This is a genomic window from Pectobacterium carotovorum, from assembly GCA_016415585.1.
Lineage (GTDB): Bacteria > Pseudomonadota > Gammaproteobacteria > Enterobacterales > Enterobacteriaceae > Pectobacterium > Pectobacterium carotovorum_K.
In genome coordinates this window covers 3,700,834-3,721,892 of sequence record CP066552.1, presented here as the reverse complement: position 1 = coordinate 3,721,892, position 21,059 = coordinate 3,700,834, and the positions used below count along the sequence as shown (strand labels likewise).

The window sequence follows — 21,059 nt, the reverse complement described above, 5'->3', positions numbered from 1 at the left end:
AAGTACTGTTACGTATAATACCTATCTTTCATCTATGTATTTTGTTATTGCACTCTTCTTTTCAAAGCAAATCCAATGCCTCGAATATTAACGATTTGCGCATTCACCTCCACACAGGCCATCTTCTTGCGCAAACGATGGACCGTTACTTCAAGCGCATTCGAAGTAACGGCTCCTGATAATCCCCAGGCCGCATGTTCTAGCGTCGCATGGCGCACAGTCTGTTCCTTTGCTTTCAACAACGTCAGTATGATTTGCAATTCTGTCGGTGCCAAAGGCACCGACTTTGTACCGCAACGTAGTACTTGTTCTTGTGGGTCAAGCATCATGTCAGCAAAGGTTTGAATCAGGGGGGACGTTTCTACAGGACGTCTCATCAGAGTACGGACGCGTGCGACAAGTTCACTCATCGCAAAAGGTTTGGTGACATAATCATCTGCACCACTTTCGAGGCCATCAATACGGTCATGTAATGCATCACGAGCGGTCAGTATCAGACAAGGCGTCATTTGTCCTGTTGCCCGAAAATCTCTTAAAAAGCTCAGACCATCCCCATCAGGTAAGCCCCGATCAATAATAACGACCTCGTAGCTCGCCTGAGTGAGACCATACCGCGCGTGCGAAAGTTTATAGAAACAGTCTGTTTGTATTCCTGAGCCTGATAATGCTTGGCAAATCATTCCAGCCAGACGGGAGTTATCCTCAATCAGTGCAACTCGCGGCATAGTTTTTACCCAATTAAAAACGATAGAAGTAGCCCAATGTTACCTGTGGAATCGTCGTTTTATCGACTAATGGGCTGTCTGAAATTCCGCTGCCTAAACGCGATAGCGTGGCATCAAGACTTACACTTTGGCTTGGCGTAATTGAATAGTTAGTTCGTAATCCTGCAGATATTTTGTATGTTGATCTACCACTATAAATATCTCGTCCTGGCTGAACTTCCGAAGGTCTAACACCATAGTAATACCCCACATATTTATTATTAAACCATTCTATTTCAGTATGGGGAGTGAAGGTGAAACTACCGTATTCAAATTCTCTATCAAACCCCAGAGACGCTTTTTGACCTTTATTTCCGGCGAATAAATATTTAGCGGAAACGGTACCAAAATCAGTATTCCATTCGGCGGCTGGCCCAACCCAAAAACCACCGCCGCGCTTTTGCATACCGTAAAGAATGGGAGCATCAGACTCTTTATAGCCATCATCGAATGCGTATTGTCCGTGTAATGAGATTTTTATGTTTTCCCATTTCCCTATTTTTAGGTCGATACGATTGCCAAATAGCGCTATCCATTTATTATCAAAATAAACGAGAGGAAAAGGAGAGAGGTTTGAATCCGCTCCTGTGTAAGGTTTTTTTTCAAACCCTAGACCTACACCTAAACCCCAGTTATTTTCATTTGGCACACCACTTAATAAGGTAAATCCGTCTCCCTCCGTGGAGGTGGTGTTATTATTCTCAACAGAGTAAGCTAAACCAGAATATAAAAAAGTTGATGTCAGAAGTAGTCCCGCAGGAACTCTGTGCCAGAGATGTTTTTTCATGTTAATGCCTTAAAGTGTTCATAATGTAGCATGCACTTTAAAGCGTTCTGACTTACAACTTACTTACTGCCTATTCATTTTATTCTCGTTGTCTTTCCCTTTGCATTATCAATAGGTAGCCATATTATTCTGCTTCTATTTGGTACTGTTTTCAGGTGTCTCGGAATCTATTAACTAAATTTAATGTTCCACAACAATATCCGTCAGTGGTCTACGCCATTTTTCTTCAATCCTGGCATCGGTTGCACGGTATCCAAGCGCAATGACTACCGGAATAACGGTCCCACGCTTTAGCCCAAGAAGCTGGGAGAGTTTAGTTGCGGAAAATCCTTCCATCGGGCACGAGTCTAGGCCTTTTGCCGCGGCACCAAGCATCAGCGTTTGTGCAGCAAAGATTGAATTTCGCGCAGCCCAATGGCGGCTCCCCATATGTCCAACCGGAAGCAATGACAAAGCAGGCTGAAATATTGACGCTATATTGAGCAATGGCGTCCAACATGCATAAGCGCCTAACTTCAATATCCGCTCAAATTTACCAATTTGTTTTCGATAGTAATCTTTTGATTTGGGTTGTAGCGATGCTGAAGCTTCAACATAGGCAAGCTGTTTTTCTGCCGTGTGCCGGCCAATATCAGGACTCGCTACAACAATAATTAGCGCTGCGGCTGACCTTGCTGCTTTTTGTCCGTTACAGGCAAGAGCGACCTGAGATTTTAACTCCGCATTTTTCACCCAGTGAAATTGGTAGGGTTGAAGATTCCCGCTTGAGGGCGCGAAGGTAGCTTCAGTCAGTAGCGCCTTAATAAGGTCATCAGAAACCGAAGTACTATCGAATTCTCTGATAGCTCTGCGTTCACGGTTAGCAGTTTGGAAATCCGCCCACAATTGTGAGTTATCTTGTTCGTTCATTAGTGAATATCCTTGGTGAAGGTTTTAGTCGTTCAAAAAGCAATTCAGTGTTGCTTTGTTTATTGACACGGCAAATAGTAAGCTTTAACTTTAATTTAGAAAACTTATATTGCGGAATATAAAATGGCTCGTAGCTCAAGCATCACCAGACCAAGAAAACTGCCGGTTCAGGAACGCTCTCGATTAACTGTCGATGCGATAATTCAAGCCTCTGCTTACATTTTGAACGAATCTGGTTGGGAGGGACTGACTACTAATTCTATTGCTGAGCGTGCAGGGGTGAACATCAGCTCGCTCTATCAATTCTTCCCTAATAAGGAAGCCATTATTAATGAATTACAACGCCGACACGCACTAGAAATACATTCTGATCTGCATAACACATTGAAACTTTTTCGAGAAAAATCATCACTCAGGGAAGCCCTGACGCTCGTCATCGAGATGGTGGTCAACAAACACCGAGTTGCACCTGCTGTCCACAAGGCGGTAACTGAAGAAATCCCTCTCACGGTTCGTCGCGTGTTAGAGGATGACGAAGAAGAACTAAGTAAGATGTTTCTTGATGCGCTAAAACCTTTTATGAAAAACGTACCTGACCCAGAATTTGCAATTTATATTGTGGGTATCGTCACGCACGCCGTTATCCATCGCATCACGGTAGAGCGTCCGCAGCTATTAGAGGTTCCATTGCTTGTGACAGAGCTTGTCACGCTATTTGAATATTATTTATGTCGCACTAATCGTGTTGATTAGACTGTGTCCATGATTCTGTATGCATCTTCATATGTGTACAACAACCTGCATAGGTAGTGTGGTAATGAGGGGGGAATGCCTCCGCTGGTTAGTTTTTTAGTTTAATATCAAATGTTTAATGAGGTTTGTAATTATATTGCATGCAGTTTGTTAGACTTTGTGGGTAACAGTTTTCATTTGTAAAACGATTCTCATTTGTATTATTATTTATTAATGTAGTCCGTTTGGTCTTGACATGTTTTTTTGTGTTCTGATCTTGCTTACATTTTATCGCCTGGAAGATTGTGATTGCACGACTGACACCAGGAAGTTGAAGTTTAAGAGATGGAGTTGGATAGTGAGTCGTGAAAATCTTCAGGAGGCTTTGCTGGGTGCGAACCGCACTGGCCGCAGCGTATTGCTGGGCTCTCATCCTTTTGCTCATTCCTCTCCAACCGCAGCGCTGACCGCCGATGTGCCTAACTGGCGTTCGCTGGCATTCTTTGTTTTGTCCTGCGTAGCGCATGCGGCGCTGGCGCTTTTCTTTCTATTGCACTCTTCCCCGAAAGAGAGCATTGAAGACATGGCGGGAAATGCAGGCGGAAGCATTCAGGTCACGATGATGGCTGCGGCAATGACGCAGCAGGCTGACTCATCCCCTCCTACCGCAGAATCTTCCGATCCTCCCGTTGTGGCGACGCAAACCGTTTCTTTAGAACAACCTATCTCGCCTCCGTTACCAGAACACCCCAACCCGGTTATTAAACAACCCGTCATTGAGCGCAAGCCCGTCACGCCTGTCGCGGAAAAGAAGCCGCCTGTGCGTGAGAAGAAGCAGCCTGAAAAGAAGCCTGAGAGCAAACCAAAAGAACAACAGCAGCAGGCTACGCAGCAGCAGACAGAAAAAAAGAGCGAGTCTCCCGTAGCGACAAATCAGACCGGTGATGCACCTTCACCGATGCAAGCTTCTGCTGGCATGCCGGGCAGTGCGGCAACGGCCAAGGCAGGAGAAAGCGATAGCGGTCAGGCAACTCGCGGTGCAGGGAAAAGCAACAGTCAAAATTTCAGAGCACTGCATCGCCGCGTGAATTATCCCTCTCGGGCAAAAGCGCTGGGTGTGGAAGGAAAGGTGCGCGTCAAATTCGATATTACCGGTAGCGGTACGGTTACTAACGTACAGATTCTGTCTGAAACGCCAGACGGCGTATTTGGCGATGACGTGATGAAAGACATGGCGCGCTGGCGCTATCGGACGGAGGCGCCGGTTGATAATCAGGTCGTTTCCATCGTTTTCAAACTGAATGGTCATATTCAGGTTGATGATTAGCAATAAATGTTACATGCGGTAATTACAAAAATAATTTTATTTTTCAAATGATAAGGTTCACTGGGGATTTTGAATAAATGAATAAAAACGTCTATTTAATGATGATTTTGTCATTATTATCAGGGCCTGCGCTCGCACAGCAAAACGACACTTCTGCCGATGAAAATCAGCAGAAAAACAAGGCAGAAACCGAAGAAGAACAGCAGGGTGATTCCTCTTCGGAGAATAGAGAAGATACGATTTTAGTCCGCTCAACCCCGACCAGCCAATCGATGGGAACGCAGATTCTTAATGCTGAACAGATTAAAAAGATGCCGACCGGGAACGGGTCGGTAACCGAGTTATTAAAGAATAACCCGAATGTCCAGTTCGCAAATACAGCAAGTACCAGTACTGCGCCGGGGGAATTAGCTCCAGAAAACGTCTCGTTTCACGGCGAGAAATTTTACAACAATAATTTTATGATCGATGGGTTATCGAATAATAACAATATTAACCCCGGTGCTAATAAGGGCGTGTTAGATGGTGACCCAGATGGTTACAGCCCGATTGATTTACCTGCGGGTGGCACACAGTCATTCTGGATTAACTCTGAGCTGATTGAATCGCTAGAAGTGTTCGACAGCAACATCTCCGCTAAGTACGGTGATTTTACCGGCGGCGTGGTAGATGCCAGGCTGATGGACCCCAAGTTGGCTCAAGCCTCCGGCAAAGTTTCTTATCGTACCTCTCGTGATAGTTGGACCCGTTACCACGTTGATTCTAATATCAGTGATGAATTCTACTCTGGCACTAACCTCTACTACCAACCGAAATTTAAGAAGCAATTCTATTCGGCTACCTTTAACCAGCCATTAAGCGACAAGGCTGGCTTTATTTTTGCCTATAATCGCCAGCAGTCGGATATTCCCTATTATCATGACTATCTGGGTATATGGGACGATCAGGAGCGGATCAGTGAAACCTATCTGCTAAAAGGCACTTATCTGGCGGATAACGGCGATATTGTCCGCATGACGGGCATGTATTCCCCGCACGAATCTAAATATTATAAAAAGAATATCAAGAACGGCGCATTTACCAATACCGGTGGTGGCTATCGCTTCAATATGGAGTGGGAGCATAATGCTAACTGGGGGAAGATGACCAGTTTGGCGGGGTATCAGTTTGATCAAAACAAAATCGAACATGAATCTAATGAATATATTAGTTGGGTCTATGATACTCCATCATTAGGTTTTACTTCCCCATCACTTGATTGGCAAACGACAAGCAGAACATCACAGATTGGCGGTTATGGGTCATTTGCCACAGAAAAAAATACCACCACCTTCAAGCAAGACTATGAGTTAAATCCAGCCTTCTTGCTGGGGATGACTCATCAGCTTGATTTCGGCTGGCAAGCTGATTTTGCGAATGCACAGTATCGTCGTTTTCAGGATGCCTATTCAGCCAGCGTTGCATCGAATGCTACCTATGTTAATCCCAACGTTGTGTGCTTACCCGGAGATTCAATGTGTATTCCTGGTGAGCAATTTGCAGGCACCCGTACACTCTTTCCCGCTCGTTCTGTGCAAGTCAGCTATAGTCGTTATGCTGCCTATCTGCAAGACAGCATGAATTATGGGCGCTTGGAAGTAACCCCTGGGGTGCGCGTTACATACGATGATTTCCTGGAAAATCTGGATGTTGCACCTCGTTTCGCCGCTTCTTATGATGTCTTCGGCGATCGTTCGACTCGCTTGTTTGGCGGGGCCAACCGCTATTATGCAGCGAATATGCTGTCATATAAGCTACGCCAAGGGATCGGTACGAGTACTGTGCAAAGGCGAACCTCCTCTACTGCTCCGTGGACCTCTAACCCAGAAAGAACCGGCACTAATTACACTGTATCTGATTTAAAAACGCCTTACAGCGATGAAATGACGCTAGGGCTATCTCAACGCGTCATGAATACCGTATGGACTGCCAAATGGGTTAATCGTCAGGGGAAAGATCAGTTTGGTCGTGAAACGATTGCTAATAATGGTGCAAGCTACCGTGTGATGAATAATGCAGGTCGTACAGAAGGGAATTCATTGTCTCTAGAAGTAGAACCCATCAGTCCTCATCGTTTTAGCTTCGCTGAAGTAAATTGGAAATTTGGTGCTTTTATCTCTAAAAATAAAGCTAATTCAATTGCTTACTATGATGATAGTGATTCGGATGAAGTTCGAGTTATCGTTGACAATAAGCTGATGTATAAGGGCGACATGGATGCGATGGACTTCAATACGCCTTGGAATGCCTTCCTGAATGTGGATACCTACTTCCCAGCGATACGCCTCAACTGGGGGCAGCGCGTGGGCTATACCTCCGGCTATAAGGGGTATAGCACGGGGTCATTAATGACTGTTTGCCCTGGTGGGAGTCCTGCGTGCAACGCCGATCCTAGCTTCTCAGGGAGTGTGACTGAATACGTTTCAACTCAATACGACGACTTTATTTCCTACGACTGGCGTTTTTCTTACTCGCAGCCAGTCTACAAAACTCAGACGCTGGATATTACCCTGGATGTGCTGAACGTTTTGGATAATGTAGTGGAAACGAATAAAAAAGTTGGCGCGGGGACTTCCATTGTCACCTACAAACCCGGCCGCCAGTTCTGGCTTGGCGTCGCTTACACCTGGTAAATCCTATGCCCCGTCATTCGTCGCATGCTGACGAATGACGGGGCATTTTGCATCTATGCGCTAAGAAATTGCCTTGCAGGCAAAAATAAAAACGAAAAGGTTGTTATGAACTGGAAGAGATGTTGCTGGTTATCGCTAACGGCTGTCGGTCTGTTAGCGGGGAGTCTGGTGAGCCAGGCCGAAGAAGTTAAAAGCCCGTTGCCGGTTTTTAAAGAAGGGACGTTGGCAAATGGACTGCGTTACACCCTTGTGCCGCTGGAAGGGCAGAAGTCGCGGGTTGATATTCGTCTGATTGTGGATGTCGGTTCGATTGATGAGAAGGACAACGAATCTGGCGTGGCGCATATCGTGGAGCATATGGTGTTCCGCGCCAGCGAGGCGTTTCCTCAAGGTGTGAGTACGGAACTGCACAAGCAGGGATGGGTACGCGGGCAGAGCTATAACGCCGTGACCAACTACGAGCGCACCATGTACATGATGAGCCCGCCGAAAGGTAACCGCGATCTGGGGACGACCTTGCAGGCGCTGAGCCAGATGACGGGCCATGCCAAATTGCTGCAAAGCGATCTTGATGATGAGCGCAAAATTATCATGGAAGAATGGCGTGGCAAGCTGGGCGTAGCGGAACGTATGAACCAGCAGCGCGTACAGGCGATTCGCCATGACTCTCGTTATCCTTCCCGCCCAACGATTGGCACGGAAGCGTCGATTAACGACACGCCAGCCAGCGTACTACAGGATTTCTATCAACGCTGGTATCACCCGTCGAATATGCGTTTGATGATCATTGGTGATATCACGCCTGCGGATGCAGAACGCGAAATTCAACGCTATTTTGCACCGTTGCCGAATGTCGCTGTGCCAGCCCGTGATTACTATGAGCCGTTACTGAAACCGAGACTCAACGTTGCGCGTTTGCAGGATAGCCAGAGTGGCAGCAGCCAGGTGTCATTTGTCTACCGTTTCAATGACAAAGACACATTCGGCCAATCCGATTACCGTCATCGTTTGCTGACTCAAATCACACTGTCTGCGGTAACACGTCAGGTTCGTCGACAACAAGCGGAACTGCCGCAAGACGCCAGTAGTCTGGTGGTGCGTAAATCGGATATCGGTAAAACGACGGCTGCACTAGGCTTTTTCGCCAATGTGATGCCGGGTGGTCATGACGCAGCTATTTCCGCTGTACTGAAAGAAATTGAGCGTTTCAAACGTTATCCGTTAAACGAACAGGACATCACGGAGATCACATCCGACATTCGTGAAGTCGCGCAGCGTATGAGTGATACACCTGAAAAACGTGAGTTTTCAGACTGGGTTCAACAATTGACCATCGTCTGGCAGCAGGATCGCCCTTATGTCGGCAGCCAGCAGCGCGGTAAAGATGCACTGGAAGCGCTGGATACCATCACGGCGGAAGATGTGAACCGCCATTGGCAACGTTGGTTAGCGTCACCTGATACGTTGGTTCAGTTTAGCGTGCCGGGCGCGACGCCTTTCACCTTGCCTAAACCGGATGCGATTCGTAAGTTGCAGGCACAGTGGGCAGCCGCGACGCTGGCACCGCTGCAAGTAGAAAAAGAGAAAGTCATCCCTGAATTGCCTGCCGTAACGCAAAGTGGGAAACGTACGGCGGTGAAGACCTTTGCCGCGCAGAAGGTAGAGCAGTGGCAGTTGAGCAATGGTGACCGCGTGGTATGGCTGCGTGCGCCAGAAGCGGGTAAAAAAGTCTACCTGACGGCAGTGAGCGACGCAGGATATTTGTCCACGTCGACCAATCCGTGGCAGGTACAGCTGGCAAGCCAACTGGTAAACCAAAGCGGACCGGCAACATGGAACGGTGAAGCGCTTAATAACTGGAAAAAGGAAAAGACGCTGTCGCTGGGTATTGCTCAGGAAGCCGATCAACTCACCGTGAACGGAAGTGCGCCAACAGAGCAGTTGGCAAGCCTGCTGGGACTATATCGTGAGCTGAATGTGGCCCCGGGTATCGACCCTGACGTGATGAAAGAAAGCATGATGGGTCTGGCGCGTCAAAAAGCCAATGACGATCAATCTGTTTCAGGAGTACGGGCCGGTGACATTGCCAAACTGCGTTTCGGTGAGCCAGCCTGGCAGCAACCTGAAATTGCGGAACTGAAGCAAATTTCAGCGCCGGCGCTGCTTTCACAGTGGCATAAAGCGGTGTTTGCCCCGGTAACCTACTATCTGGTGGCAGATATGCCTGCTGCACAGATTTTGCCGCAGGTTGAACGCTATTTAGCGACGATCCCGCGTCAGCCTGCTGGCGAGGTGAAATCACATCTGGCTCTGCCGGGTAAACGTGAAGCGACATCGGCTATCAGTATTGAACCGCGTGCCGATATCCGCGCCTGGAGCTTCACACCGCATGCGTGGACACCACAGGCCGCTGTGCAGGTGAGCGTTGCCCGTAATCTGGCGAATAAATATCTCAAAACCAGCCTGCGTGATGATGCGTTAGGTATTTATCGCATGCGTGTCGATAGCGAACTGGAAGATAAAAGACAGCGTATTGAGACAGAAGTGAGCTTTACCAGCGCGCCTGAACGTGCGCAGGAGCTATGGACATTGGCCGAGAAAGCCTTTGCTGAACTGCCGAAAAATATCACCCAGCAGGATGTGGATGAGCAGAAAGCACAGTTCATTCGTGCGGAAAAAGGGCGTCAGAGCGATCTCATGACGATACAGCGCCGTCTGCTCCTGAGCTACCGCCATTATGACGATCCGCGTTATCTGACTAGCGTAGCCAAACTGGCGGATAGCATCACGCTGGAAGACGTACGGGCGATGTCGGCGAAGCTGTATAACCCGGATAACCGCGTGCTTTACATCACCTTGCCGCAAGAGGTGAAAGAGTGAAAAAGATAGCGGCACAGTTTGTCGATCTCTGCCGCCCTTTTTGGCGGGGAAAACAAGGCTTATTAGCCCTGTTACTTCTTGTTGCTGCCATCAGTATGGGATGGACCATCGTCTATCTCAACGTATTGCTCAATGACTGGAGTAAAACGTTTTACGATGCGCTAGGTACGTTTGATAGCAGCTTGCTGCTCTCTCTCATGAAAGAGTACGGCATCTATATCCTGATTTATATCGTGGTATTTGTGCATCAGGACTGGTTCACTCGCTGGCTGATCATTCGCTGGCGCAGTGCCATGACGGAAGAGTTAGTGAATAGCTGGTTGGCAAAGCGGGCGTTTTATCGGATGTCGATAGTGGGAAAAATCGATAACCCCGATCAACGTATCGCTGAGGATATCAGCTTATTTGTTGATAAAACGGTGAGTCTGGTGGCGTCATTTTTGGTTGTGACTGCCCAGTTGTCATCTTTCGTCATCATTCTCTGGGAACTGTCGGGAGTACAGCGTTTTACGCTATTTGGTGAGGAGTGGGTAATCAAAGGTTACCTGGTCTGGGCCGTCATTATTTATACCGTGTTCGGCACCTTGATTACGCATCTGATCGGTAAACGGCTGCACGGTATTAACTATGAGAAGCAACGTGCTGAAGCGAATTTTCGTGCGTCTTTGCTGCGTAAGCATGATAACGCGGAGCAAATTGCGCTATATGGTGGCGAACAGCAAGAAAAAAGCCATCTCAAGCGTCAATTTTCTGCGATTGTCTCTAACTGGTGGCGTTCAATGAATGCGGAACGTAATCTGGGTTTTTTCACTACGGGTTACATGCGTGTTAGCTTGATCGTCCCTATTTTTGCTGCATTACCGGCCTTTCTCAGCAAAACGGTGACGCTAGGTGGGTTGATGCAAATCCGCGGAGCGTTTGCTCAGGTGCATGGCGCGTTGAGCTGGTTTATTCGCATGTATCGGGAATTCATGGAGCTTTCCGCGAGCATGGAACGTTTGAGCCAGTTCAAACAGGAAATCAAACGCCATCAGTCTGAAGATGAAGTGGTTCCGGTCGGTGAGCGTCTGCAACTGGATCAGCTTTCTTTCACCACGCCGCAGGGCGCTCCACTGCTGCAAAAGGTGGATCTGAGCTGTGAAGCGGGTAGCTGGAGTAAGTTTTCTGGCCGTAGCGGGCTGGGGAAATCAACGCTACTGCGTACGTTAAGCGGCCTGTGGCCGTATTACGATGGCCGCTGGCAGTCGCTTGAAGGTCGCAGCTTGCTGTTACCGCAGCAAAGCTATTTGGGGCAGGGTACGTTGGCAGAGATCCTCTGCTATCCGCATCCGCCGCTGGCTGACAGTGAGATGCTGCGTCAGACGCTCGATAGCGTTGGGCTGGGCGCGTGGCGCGATCGTCTGGATGAGCAATTGAACTGGGATCGGGTGTTCTCCGGTGGCGAGCGGCAGCGTGTTGCTTTTGCCCGCGCGCTGATTGCTAAACCCGATACGCTTTATCTGGATGAAGCGACCAGCAATCTGGATCATGATGCCGCCAGACAGCTTTTGGCACTGGTCAAGCTGGCGTTGCCTGCGTGTACCGTGGTGGCGATTACGCACCAGACGGAGTTGGACGATCTGTTCACGCACCGTTATGACTTAACGGATTTTGCCTCACAGCGCAGTTGATGTTGTTCGCAGGCCTTCCGGCTCTCGGGAGGCCTGCGGTTCCGGTTTGCTTCTTTTCACATGCTTCCTATAATCCTCCGCAGGATTATCCCGTCTTTACGGCACTTTTCGTCGCTCGCAGACTCCAATCCCCATCTTACTAGGGTGGCTGATGACGAAAGCCGTTCAATCTTGAGGAGTACATGCCATGAATTTTCGCCCGCTGGGTTTATCGCTGGTGCTGGGTTTACCGCTGTTGCTGACCGGATGCAGCACGCTTTCTAATTTCTCCTGGTCCAGCCTGTCGCCGTTTAACTGGTTCGGCAGCTCGCTGGAGGTTACCGATGCAGGTGTCGGCGGCATCAATGCCGGTACGCCGCTGTCCGAAGGGGCGCTACAGAGCGCGCTGGATGGCAGTTATCAACTGCGTAGCGGAATGGGCACGTCCAACGGTCAACTGGTTGCGTTTTATCAGGCGCTGGATGGCAAAGACGTGAAGATGATCATCAGCGGGCAGCCGAAGGGCAGCGTGCGTAAAGTTGAGGTCATGGATCCGGCGGTTGGCAGCGCAGGTGGCGTAAAAATAGGGGATGTTTTTAGCAATACCTACAGTAAGGCGTTTGAATCCTGCCAGTTAGGGCAAGGTGATGATGCGCAGAGCGTGGAATGTGCCGCGCCGCAGAGTACGCATATCAGCTACGTCTATTCCGGCGAGTGGAGCGGCCCGGAAGGCTTGATGCCGCCCGATGATATCCTGAAAACCTGGAAAGTGAGCAAAATCGTGTGGCACGCGCAGGCGCGAAACTAACTTGCGTTTACGCAAGGTAAAAGTCAGGCGGCTTCCGGTATGATAGCGGCGCCGCCTGATATTTTTTCGGCGGTCGTATGCGCCATAACTATCGTAGTAAACCATAACAACAAAGAAAAAACTGACGCTTGAGGAAGCAGAAATGACACCAATTCAGAGCGGTATTTTATTGGAACACCGCCGTTTTGCCATTTTTATGGAAGCGATGATTCAGGGAGAGTTTGATGCTATCCGGCAGGGATGCAAAAAATTCTGTCAGATGTTACAAGAGTTACAGCAGCAGTATCCCGATGCGGGATTAGGCGCCGTGCTGGCGTTTGGCAGCGATGTCTGGCGGGATCTGGACTGCAACCACGGTGCAGCGGAGCTGAAGCCGTTCATGCCGCTGGGCAACGGGCTTGCTCCTGCCACGCAGCGCGACCTGTTGATCCATATCCAATCGCTGCGCCATGATGTTAATTTCACGCTGGCACAGGCGGCGCTGGCGACGTTTGGTAGCGCGATTCGTATCGAAGAAGAGACGCACGGTTTCCGTTGGGTGGAAGATCGCGATTTAAGCGGCTTTGTCGACGGCACGGAAAATCCGCAGGGCGATGCGCGTCACGCTGTGGCGATTATCCCAGAAGGTCAGCCGGATGCGGGCGGCAGCTACGTGTTTACTCAACGTTGGGAACATAATCTGAAGCAGTTGCAGCGTTTTAGCGTGGAGCAGCAAGAGCAAATGATTGGCCGCACCAAGCAGGACAATGAAGAACTGTCTTCCGATGAGCGCCCTGTGACGTCGCATCTTAGCCGCGTGGATTTAAAGGAAGACGGTAAAGGGCTGAAAATCCTGCGTCAGAGCCTGCCTTACGGCACCGCGAGCGGGAAGAACGGGCTTTACTTTGTTGCCTACTGCGCGCGTCTGCATAACATTGAGCAGCAGTTGCTGAGCATGTTCGGCGATCGTGACGGTAAACGCGATGAGATGCTGCGCTTTACACGTGCCGTCAGCGGCAGCTACTTCTTCGCGCCTTCTCTTGAGAAGCTTTTGTCGCTGTAAGATCTGACTCGTTTTCCTGATGCCTGCACTTGTGCAGGCATCAATTCTCTCAGCTTTCAATTTTCCTCTCCCTGCATTGGGCTATCTGGCCGCGCCTTTCCTTTTTCACCCTACTTTTTCTTCTCGTCTCGCTCGTTTCGGGGTTATGTCCTTTAGCGCTTAAAAATCCCGAAATGTTATATATAAAGGTTATATGTTAACCGCCACTTCCCCCTACACTGATTTGCGCTATGCAAAAAACGGCTATGTAAACGGCCCCTATAACAAGGCCTACCGAATAGGCTCTAACTCTGGCAGGATATAAGATGAATCAAGTACAGGTGAAAGGCTGGCTGGTGAAAGGTTCTCTGGCGCTGTCATTGCTGCTGGGCGGGCAGAGCATGGCCTCTGCTACCGAGCTGCTGAACAGCTCTTATGATGTATCGCGTGAGCTATTTGTTGCGCTCAATCCCGGCTTTGAAAAACAGTGGCTGTCGCAGCATCCTAACGATCCGCTGACGATCAAACAATCGCATGCCGGTTCGTCTAAACAGGCGTTGGCTATCCTACAAGGCCTTAAGGCCGATGTCGTGACCTATAATCAGGTGACGGACGTTCAGATCCTGCACGATCGCGGGCAACTGATTCCGGCTGATTGGCAGGCGCGTTTACCGAATAACAGCTCTCCGTTCTACTCCACCATGGCATTTCTGGTTCGCAAGGGCAATCCTAAAGGGATTCACGACTGGAACGATCTGGTGCGTGATGACGTTAAGCTGATTTTCCCGAATCCGAAAACCTCCGGCAATGCCCGCTATACCTACCTTGCCGCCTGGGGCGCGACCAGTAAAGCCAACGGTGGCGATGAGGCCAAAACGCGCGAGTGGGTAAAGCGTTTTCTGGCGAACGTCGAGGTATTTGATACTGGCGGCCGTGGCGCAACCACTACGTTTGTGGAACGCCAGTTGGGCGATGTGCTGATCAGCTTTGAATCCGAGGTGAATAACATTCGCAACCAGTACGGCGCTGAGAACTACGAGGTGATCGTCCCGAAGGTCAACGTGCTGGCGGAATTCCCGGTGGCGTGGATCGATAAGAATGTCGAGAAGAACGGCACGGAGCAGGCGGCAAAAGCCTATCTGAATTATCTGTATAGCCCAGAGGCGCAGAAGGTGATCACCGATTTTTACTACCGTGTGAATAACCCTGAATTGACGCAAACGCTGAAATCCCGCTTCCCGGAGACCACCTTATTCCGAGTGGAAGATCAGTTTGGGGCGTGGCCACAGGTGATGAAAACCCACTTCGACACCGGTGGTGAACTGGATAAATTGCTGGCGGCTGGTCGTCAGTAATGTCTTTGGGGTCGGGTAACGTCTTTTCTGGTTCAGGTAAACGGGTGCTGCCGGGATTCGCGCTGAGTCTGGGCAGCAGCCTGCTGTTCGTCTGTCTGATTCTGCTGCTGCCCTTAAGTGCGTTGGTCATGCAGCTCTCAGAAATGAGTCTGGCGCAGTACTGGACGGTGATCTCCAATCCGCAGGTGGTGGCTGCCTACAAAGTCACGCTCTTGGCGGCAGGGCTGGCGACGGTATTTAATGCCGGATTCGGCCTATTAATGGCGTGGATTCTGACGCGTTATCGCTTTCCTGGCCGAGCCCTGCTGGATGGATTGATGGATTTACCCTTTGCGCTCCCCACCGCCGTGGCGGGGCTGACGTTGGCCGCGTTGTTTTCAACGACAGGCTGGTACGGCGCATGGCTGGCAGAGTACGGCATTAAGGTGTCGTATACCTGGCTGGGGATTACGGTCGCGATGGCGTTCACCAGCATTCCTTTTGTGGTGCGTACCGTCCAACCCGTGTTGGAAGATCTGGGGCCGGAATACGAAGAGGCGGCACAAACGCTGGGTGCGAATCGCTGGCAGTGTTTTCGCTATGTCATCTTACCGGAGTTAACCCCGGCGTTATTAACGGGCACCGCGCTGTCGTTTGCCCGCAGTCTGGGCGAGTTTGGCGCGGTTATCTTTATTGCGGGGAACATTGCCTGGCAAACGGAAGTCGTTTCGCTGATGATTTTTATCCGTTTGCAGGAGTTTGATTTCCCTGCTGCCAGCGCGATTGCCTCCGTCGTGTTAGCCGCGTCCTTATTGATACTGTTTGCCGTCAACGTGCTGCAAAGCCGTTTTGGCCAACGGACCCGGAGCGTGTAATGGCAGAGATACCGACTGTGACGCCGCAGCGTCAATCCCATCCGGTGCGGCAGGAACGTAACTGGGCGAGAGCGGCGTTGATTGCGCTGGGCGTGATATTATCGCTCATCATGCTAGTCATCCCCTTGGTGTCAATTTTTGCCGCTGCGCTGTCGCATGGGCTGGGGGGCGTCTGGCGTAACCTGAGCGATCCTGACATGCTGCATGCCATTGGCCTCACGCTGCTGGTGGTCGCGATTGTCGTACCGGTGAATCTGGTGTTTGGCACGCTGCTGGCGTGGCTGGTCACGCGCTTTCAGTTTCCGGGGCGGCAACTGCTGCTCACGCTGATCGACATTCCTTTTGCTGTTTCTCCTGTGGTGGCGGGTTTGCTGTATCTGCTCTTTTACAGCACCAACGGCCCGGTTGGCGGCTGGCTGGATGAGCAGGGGATACAACTGATGTTTGCCTGGCCGGGCATTGCGCTGGTGACGATATTCGTGACCTGTCCGTTTATGGTCAGGGAACTGGTTCCGGTGATGATGAGTCAGGGCAGCCAGGAAGAAGAAGCGGCAGTGCTGCTCGGTGCGTCAGGCTGGCAGGTGTTCTATCGGGTAACGCTACCGAATATTCGCTGGGCGCTGCTGTATGGCGTGGTGCTGACCAATGCCAGAGCGATAGGTGAGTTTGGCGCCGTGTCTGTGGTGTCAGGTGCGATTCGCGGTGAAACCTACACGCTGCCGCTACAGGTCGAATTGTTGCATCAGGATTATAACAGCGTGGGGGCGTTTACCGCGGCGGCGTTGTTAACCGTGATGGCGATATTGACGCTGTTCATCAAAAGCGCTTTGCAGTGGCGTGTGAAGCGGCAAATGGCGCAAGGGCGGGAACAGAATCCGCCTGAAAAGCAGTAAATTGAGATTGCTGACAAAATCAGATTTTAGGGGAAACACAGGGATGAGGTTCCCGTAGGGATACCTCGCTCTGTGGTCGCCCGTGTATCTCGAATTAACCATCATGGGTTTGTCAGCAACGTTAATTTTATCGTTCACTCCGTAAGTAGGTGAGACTTTTTAGGACTCAACTTGTGACAACGCTTGAGCATTGTATTGGTAATACCCCGCTGGTGAAATTGCAGCGCATAACACAGGGGCTGAACAGTGAAATCTGGCTGAAGCTGGAAGGGAATAACCCCGCCGGATCGGTAAAAGATCGGGCCGCGCTCTCTATGATTCAGCAGGCGGAGAATCGCGGTGACATCGTCCCCGGCGATCGGCTCATTGAGGCGACCAGCGGGAACACCGGCATTGCGTTGGCGATGATTGCGGCGGTAAAAGGCTACCGGCTGCGTCTGCTGATGCCGGACAACATGAGCTATGAACGCCAGACCGCGATGCGCGCGTATGGCGCGGAGCTGGTGTTGGTGAATCGCAAGCTGGGGATGGAAGGGGCGCGGGATCGGGCGAAACAGATGGTGCTGGCGGGAGAAGGGAAAACGCTCGATCAGTTCAATAACCCAGATAATTCGCTGGCACACTTTCTGACTACTGGCCCAGAAATCTGGCAGCAGACGGCGGGAAAGTTGACTCATTTTATTTCCAGTATGGGAACGACGGGCACAATTTCTGGCGTCAGCCGTTATCTGAAACAGCAGAACCCGGCAATTTGTACGGTGGGATTACAACCTGCGGAAGGGAGCCACATTCCCGGTATTCGCCGCTGGACGCCAGACTATATGCCAGGGATTTTTCGTGCCGATCTGGTCGATCGCATTCTGGATATGACGCAGGTGGACGCCGAGAATACGCTACGACAGTTGGCGCGTCAGGAAGGCATCTTTTGTGGTGTCAGTTCCGGCGGTGCGGTAGCTGGTGCGTTGCGGATTGCGGCAGAAAACCCCGGCAGCGTCATTGTGGCAATCGCCTGCGATCGCGGTGACCGCTATCTGTCCACCGGGGTATTTGACTAACGTTACTCGTCATACTTCGAGTTGCATGTGCGTTGGCTATTCCCGCTCCAGCGCGTGAATCGGTTCCATCCGCGCGGCACGACGGGCGGGGAAGAAGCCGAAGATAATACCGATCAGGCTGGAGCACAGGAACGCGGCAATAATCGAGGAGCTGGAATACATCATCGCGAAATTGCTGCTGAACTGTGCAAACAGCACGCCGATAGCCAGCGACAGCGCCACGCCGATGATGCCGCCGAACAGGCAAACCAGCACCGCTTCGATAAGAAATTGCTGCATGATATCGCTGGTGCGTGCGCCAACCGCCATACGGACGCCGATCTCTCGGGTTCGCTCGGTGACGGATACCAGCATGATGTTCATTACACCGATACCGCCGACCAGCAGCGAAATCAGCGCGATCATCGACACCAGCAGCGTGAGCGTAGTGGTGGTTTTCTCGATCATCTGACGGATGCTGTCCGTGTTCATGATAAAGAAATCTTTCGTCCCGTGCCGCTGCGTCAGCAGTGCAGTGATACTTTTCTCGGCGACGTTCATATCAATATTGTCTTTCACCCGCACCGTGATGCTTTTCAGGTAGGACTGCCCGACCATGCGCTTCATCACCGTCGTGTACGGCACCCATACGTTCAGGTTTTCATCGCTGCCGAAGCCACCCTGATTCTTGCTGACGACGCCGATAATTCTTACAGGCAGTGAGCCCAGCAGAATCACTTGCCCAATGGGATCTTCGCCGTGGGGAAAGAGCTTATTACGTGTGTTTTTGTCAATCACTGCGTCCTGCTTCAGTTCATCGACGCTGCTGCGAGGGAAAAGTACGCCGCGTTGTAGAGTGTAGCCACGCACGGTGAAGAACTGCTCGCCAACGCCGGAAATGCTGGCGGAAACGGCAATGTTACCGTAGCGCATCGTTACGCTGGTTGAGATCGAAGGCGTAACGCTATGCACGTAGGGCTGCTGCGTTAGCGGCTGAATATCGCTGGCCCGCAGCGTTTGTATGGCGCTGGCATCCATGTCGCCGAAGTCTTTGCCGGGGAAAATTTCCAGCGTACTGGTGCCCATCGAGTTGATGTCGGCCAGCACTTGTTCCTGGGAGCCTTTTCCCAGCGCGACGACCGAGACGACAGACGCAATGCCGATGATGATGCCGAGCATGGTCAGAAAGGTGCGCATCCGCTGGGCGTTCATCGCCAGCAGCGCCATTTTAAACGCGTCGATAAAGCGATCTTTGAACTGATTCAAGGCGGACGTCGCTGGAGAGCTGGCGGCTTTCGGTGGCGGCTCTGTGGCCTCTTCGGGGCGCGTTTGTCGGTCGGCAATCACTTCGCCATCGCGCAGTTCGATGATGCGCTGAGCGTGTTCGGCAATCGTCATATCGTGGGTCACGATCACGACGGTATTGCCTTGTCTGTGCAGATCGCGAAGTATGCTCAGAACTTCGTTGCCGCTGTGGGTGTCCAGCGCACCAGTTGGTTCATCCGCCAGAATGATGCCGCCGCCGTTCATCAGCGCCCGCGCGATACTCACGCGCTGCTGCTGGCCGCCAGAAAGTTGGCTAGGCCGATAGTGGAGACGATTTTCCAGTCCTAGCCGAGTTAGCAGCTCTGCTGCCCGTTGACGGCGTGCCAGCCGACTCTTTCCTGCATAAATGGCCGGAACTTCAACATTTCCCAGCGCGCTGAGGTCGCCGAGCAGATGATAGCGCTGGAAAATAAAGCCGAAATGCTCGCGGCGCAGTTCCGCGAGCTGGTCGTTGTCCAGTTTGCCAACGGCGCGTCCTGCCACCTGATAATCACCGGAGGACGGTTTATCCAGACAGCCGAGAATATTCATCAGCGTGGATTTTCCCGACCCGGACGCACCGACAATCGCCACCATCTCTCCCTGATTGATGGTCAGGTTGATGTCCTTGAGGACGGTGACGTCCTGTTCGCCGTTGGAAAAGCGGCGGGTAATGCCGGTTAGTTTAAGTAAGGATGTGGACATGTGTTACATCCCCATCGGCGGGCCGGGATGCGTAGACGCGGCATCACCGGACGATGGGCTGACAACCACCTGTTCCCCAACGCTGAGCCCCGAACGGATCTGAGTGCGCACGTTATCATTGAGACCGAGCGTGACTAGACGCGATTCGATCTTCTTGTTCGCATTCACGACCTGCACGTACCACATGCCATCGCGTGAGGTTAACGCCGTCGCTGGAACGACAATGGCATTTTTCACCGAAGACAACAGAATATACACCTGTGCCGTCATGGAAATGCGCAATACGCCGTCAGGGTTCTTCACATCGAACAGGCCGTTGTAATAGATCGCGGTGCTGGACGATGAGCTGGTGCTGCTGCTCGAACTGGATGATGTTGTGGTCGAGTCCGTGTTGATGGAGTCTGGCGCGGGTTCAATCGAGCTCAGCGTGGCTTCGTAACGGTTATTAGGTTCGCCCAGAATACTGAACCACACCGGCATACCGGTTTTTACCTTGACGACGTCGGCCTCTGAGATTTTCACCTTGATGGTCATGGTGTCCAGATTGGCGACTTTGGCGATGGTCGGCGTTGTCTGAATCGCGTTGACCGTTTGCCCTGCTTCAACAGGAATGGCTACCACGGTGCCATCCATCGGTGAACGAATTTGGGTGTATCCCAGATTAACCTTGGCGGTGTTGACGGTAATCTGTGCCTGAATGATTTGGGCGTCCAGCGCGTCGATGTTGGCTCGGGTGGCATCCAGCGTCGCTTTCGCGCTATCGTAGTCGGCCTGTGCGCCAACGCCACGTTTCATCAACATTTGCTGACGTTGCCAGCTTAATTCGTTATTACGCAATTCGGCCAATTTGGCTGCTCGCTGCGCCTGAATATTTTTTAACGCCGCTTCACCGTTTTTTAGCGTGTCCTGCTGGGTGAGGTCATCAATCTCGGCGATCAATTGCCCCTTTTTCACCTTATCGCCGAGTTCGACGTGCAGCGCTTTGATTTGCCCTGAGGCCTGTGCACCGACGCTGACCAGCTTCTGTGCCTCAATTTTGCCGTCAGCAAGCACCGTTTGTTCGAGATCCGCAATCTCGGCGGCAGCGGTGAGCGTATTGGGCGTAGGCGATGGCTTGTTGAAAAACAGATGAAGCAGCACGGCAGCGGCGATAAGACCAAGCGCGATCGTCATACGGCGTCGTGTAAAAAATCGTGATTGCATCAGGGGAAGTCGTCCTTAATTCATGCATCTGAACGGGAATAAATAACGCAGGTGAGTAATTTACCCCGAGTCCGTAAAGGTAGCGGTAATCTTTGCTGAAAGAAATGGTAAGGATTAAGTAAATCTGGCTGCGAATATTCACGCGAGGCCTGAGAATACAT

At 51.1% G+C, this 21,059-nt stretch carries 16 protein-coding genes; 11 read left to right on the top strand and 5 right to left on the bottom strand.

Translation table 11 applies throughout. The annotated features are described in order from the left end of the window. Nucleotides 1–44: 44 nt before the first annotated feature. The 3 genes from JFY74_16615 to JFY74_16605 form a co-directional block, all read right to left on the bottom strand. Nucleotides 45–725, bottom strand: a complete 681-nt coding sequence (locus JFY74_16615; GenBank protein QQG27681.1) for a response regulator transcription factor — start codon at nt 723–725, stop codon at nt 45–47. 13 nt (nt 726–738) lie between these two features. Continuing rightward, nucleotides 739–1,551 (bottom strand): MipA/OmpV family protein, encoded by an 813-nt coding sequence (locus JFY74_16610; protein QQG27680.1) that lies wholly within the window; start codon nt 1,549–1,551, stop codon nt 739–741. A 180-nt stretch (nt 1,552–1,731) separates the two neighbouring features. Next, nucleotides 1,732–2,460, bottom strand: a complete 729-nt coding sequence (locus JFY74_16605) for a nitroreductase family protein (protein QQG27679.1) — start codon at nt 2,458–2,460, stop codon at nt 1,732–1,734. Nucleotides 2,461–2,583: 123 nt separating this feature from the next. Here JFY74_16605 and JFY74_16600 point away from each other — a divergent pair, with 123 nt between their 5' ends. From JFY74_16600 to cysM, 11 genes are all read left to right on the top strand, one after another. After that, nucleotides 2,584–3,213, top strand: coding sequence for a TetR/AcrR family transcriptional regulator (locus JFY74_16600; GenBank protein ID QQG27678.1), 630 nt, complete (start codon nt 2,584–2,586; stop codon nt 3,211–3,213). A 337-nt stretch (nt 3,214–3,550) separates the two neighbouring features. Next, the gene (locus JFY74_16595; GenBank protein ID QQG27677.1) at nt 3,551–4,519 is read left to right on the top strand and encodes a TonB family protein; all 969 of its coding nucleotides are present in this window, start codon (nt 3,551–3,553) and stop codon (nt 4,517–4,519) included. Nucleotides 4,520–4,596: 77 nt separating this feature from the next. Then, nucleotides 4,597–7,191: a TonB-dependent receptor gene (locus JFY74_16590; protein ID QQG27676.1), complete on the top strand. Its 2,595-nt coding sequence runs from the start codon at nt 4,597–4,599 to the stop codon at nt 7,189–7,191. Nucleotides 7,192–7,296: 105 nt separating this feature from the next. After that, a complete protein-coding gene (locus tag JFY74_16585) occupies nt 7,297–10,071 on the top strand; it encodes an insulinase family protein (GenBank protein ID QQG27675.1) in 2,775 nt (924 codons plus the stop codon). After that, nucleotides 10,068–11,741, top strand: a complete 1,674-nt coding sequence (locus tag JFY74_16580; protein ID QQG27674.1) for an ABC transporter ATP-binding protein/permease — start codon at nt 10,068–10,070, stop codon at nt 11,739–11,741. Before JFY74_16585 ends, JFY74_16580 begins: the two co-directional genes overlap by 4 nt. A gap of 187 nt (nt 11,742–11,928) precedes the next feature. Beyond that, entirely contained in the window at nt 11,929–12,528 is a 600-nt protein-coding gene (locus JFY74_16575; protein ID QQG27673.1) for an RpoE-regulated lipoprotein, read from the top strand. Nucleotides 12,529–12,670: 142 nt separating this feature from the next. Beyond that, a complete protein-coding gene (locus tag JFY74_16570) occupies nt 12,671–13,570 on the top strand; it encodes a Dyp-type peroxidase (protein ID QQG27672.1) in 900 nt (299 codons plus the stop codon). A gap of 305 nt (nt 13,571–13,875) precedes the next feature. Then, nucleotides 13,876–14,904 (top strand): sulfate ABC transporter substrate-binding protein, encoded by a 1,029-nt coding sequence (locus JFY74_16565; protein QQG27671.1) that lies wholly within the window; start codon nt 13,876–13,878, stop codon nt 14,902–14,904. Continuing rightward, complete coding sequence (cysT, locus tag JFY74_16560) at nt 14,904–15,758, top strand: sulfate/thiosulfate ABC transporter permease CysT (GenBank protein ID QQG27670.1); 855 nt, start codon at nt 14,904–14,906, stop codon at nt 15,756–15,758. Before JFY74_16565 ends, cysT begins: the two co-directional genes overlap by 1 nt. Continuing rightward, nucleotides 15,758–16,651: a sulfate/thiosulfate ABC transporter permease CysW gene (gene cysW, locus JFY74_16555; GenBank protein QQG27669.1), complete on the top strand. Its 894-nt coding sequence runs from the start codon at nt 15,758–15,760 to the stop codon at nt 16,649–16,651. Before cysT ends, cysW begins: the two co-directional genes overlap by 1 nt. Before the next feature lie 173 nt (nt 16,652–16,824). Further along, nucleotides 16,825–17,706, top strand: a complete 882-nt coding sequence (gene cysM / locus JFY74_16550; protein ID QQG27668.1) for a cysteine synthase CysM — start codon at nt 16,825–16,827, stop codon at nt 17,704–17,706. A 36-nt stretch (nt 17,707–17,742) separates the two neighbouring features. Here the strand turns inward: cysM and JFY74_16545 are convergent, their stop codons facing one another. Continuing rightward, nucleotides 17,743–19,695, bottom strand: a complete 1,953-nt coding sequence (locus JFY74_16545; protein ID QQG27667.1) for a MacB family efflux pump subunit — start codon at nt 19,693–19,695, stop codon at nt 17,743–17,745. Between the two features lie 3 nt (nt 19,696–19,698). Beyond that, on the bottom strand, nt 19,699–20,898 hold the full coding sequence (locus JFY74_16540) for an efflux RND transporter periplasmic adaptor subunit (GenBank protein QQG27666.1): 1,200 nt from the start codon (nt 20,896–20,898) through the stop codon (nt 19,699–19,701). Nucleotides 20,899–21,059 lie beyond the last annotated feature (161 nt).

Excerpts from the sequence above, each read along its gene's own strand:
- JFY74_16615 (QQG27681.1), bottom strand. The coding sequence starts at position 725 with ATGCCGCGAGTTGCACTGATTGAGGATAACTCCCGTCTGGCTGGAATG.
- JFY74_16610 (QQG27680.1), bottom strand. The coding sequence starts at position 1,551 with ATGAAAAAACATCTCTGGCACAGAGTTCCTGCGGGACTACTTCTGACA.
- JFY74_16605 (QQG27679.1), bottom strand. The coding sequence starts at position 2,460 with ATGAACGAACAAGATAACTCACAATTGTGGGCGGATTTCCAAACTGCT.
- JFY74_16600 (QQG27678.1), top strand. The coding sequence starts at position 2,584 with ATGGCTCGTAGCTCAAGCATCACCAGACCAAGAAAACTGCCGGTTCAG.
- JFY74_16590 (QQG27676.1), top strand. The coding sequence starts at position 4,597 with ATGAATAAAAACGTCTATTTAATGATGATTTTGTCATTATTATCAGGG.
- JFY74_16585 (QQG27675.1), top strand. The coding sequence starts at position 7,297 with ATGAACTGGAAGAGATGTTGCTGGTTATCGCTAACGGCTGTCGGTCTG.
- JFY74_16575 (QQG27673.1), top strand. The coding sequence starts at position 11,929 with ATGAATTTTCGCCCGCTGGGTTTATCGCTGGTGCTGGGTTTACCGCTG.
- JFY74_16570 (QQG27672.1), top strand. The coding sequence starts at position 12,671 with ATGACACCAATTCAGAGCGGTATTTTATTGGAACACCGCCGTTTTGCC.
- JFY74_16565 (QQG27671.1), top strand. The coding sequence starts at position 13,876 with ATGAATCAAGTACAGGTGAAAGGCTGGCTGGTGAAAGGTTCTCTGGCG.
- cysT (QQG27670.1), top strand. The coding sequence starts at position 14,904 with ATGTCTTTGGGGTCGGGTAACGTCTTTTCTGGTTCAGGTAAACGGGTG.
- cysW (QQG27669.1), top strand. The coding sequence starts at position 15,758 with ATGGCAGAGATACCGACTGTGACGCCGCAGCGTCAATCCCATCCGGTG.
- JFY74_16545 (QQG27667.1), bottom strand. The coding sequence starts at position 19,695 with ATGTCCACATCCTTACTTAAACTAACCGGCATTACCCGCCGCTTTTCC.
- JFY74_16540 (QQG27666.1), bottom strand. The coding sequence starts at position 20,898 with ATGCAATCACGATTTTTTACACGACGCCGTATGACGATCGCGCTTGGT.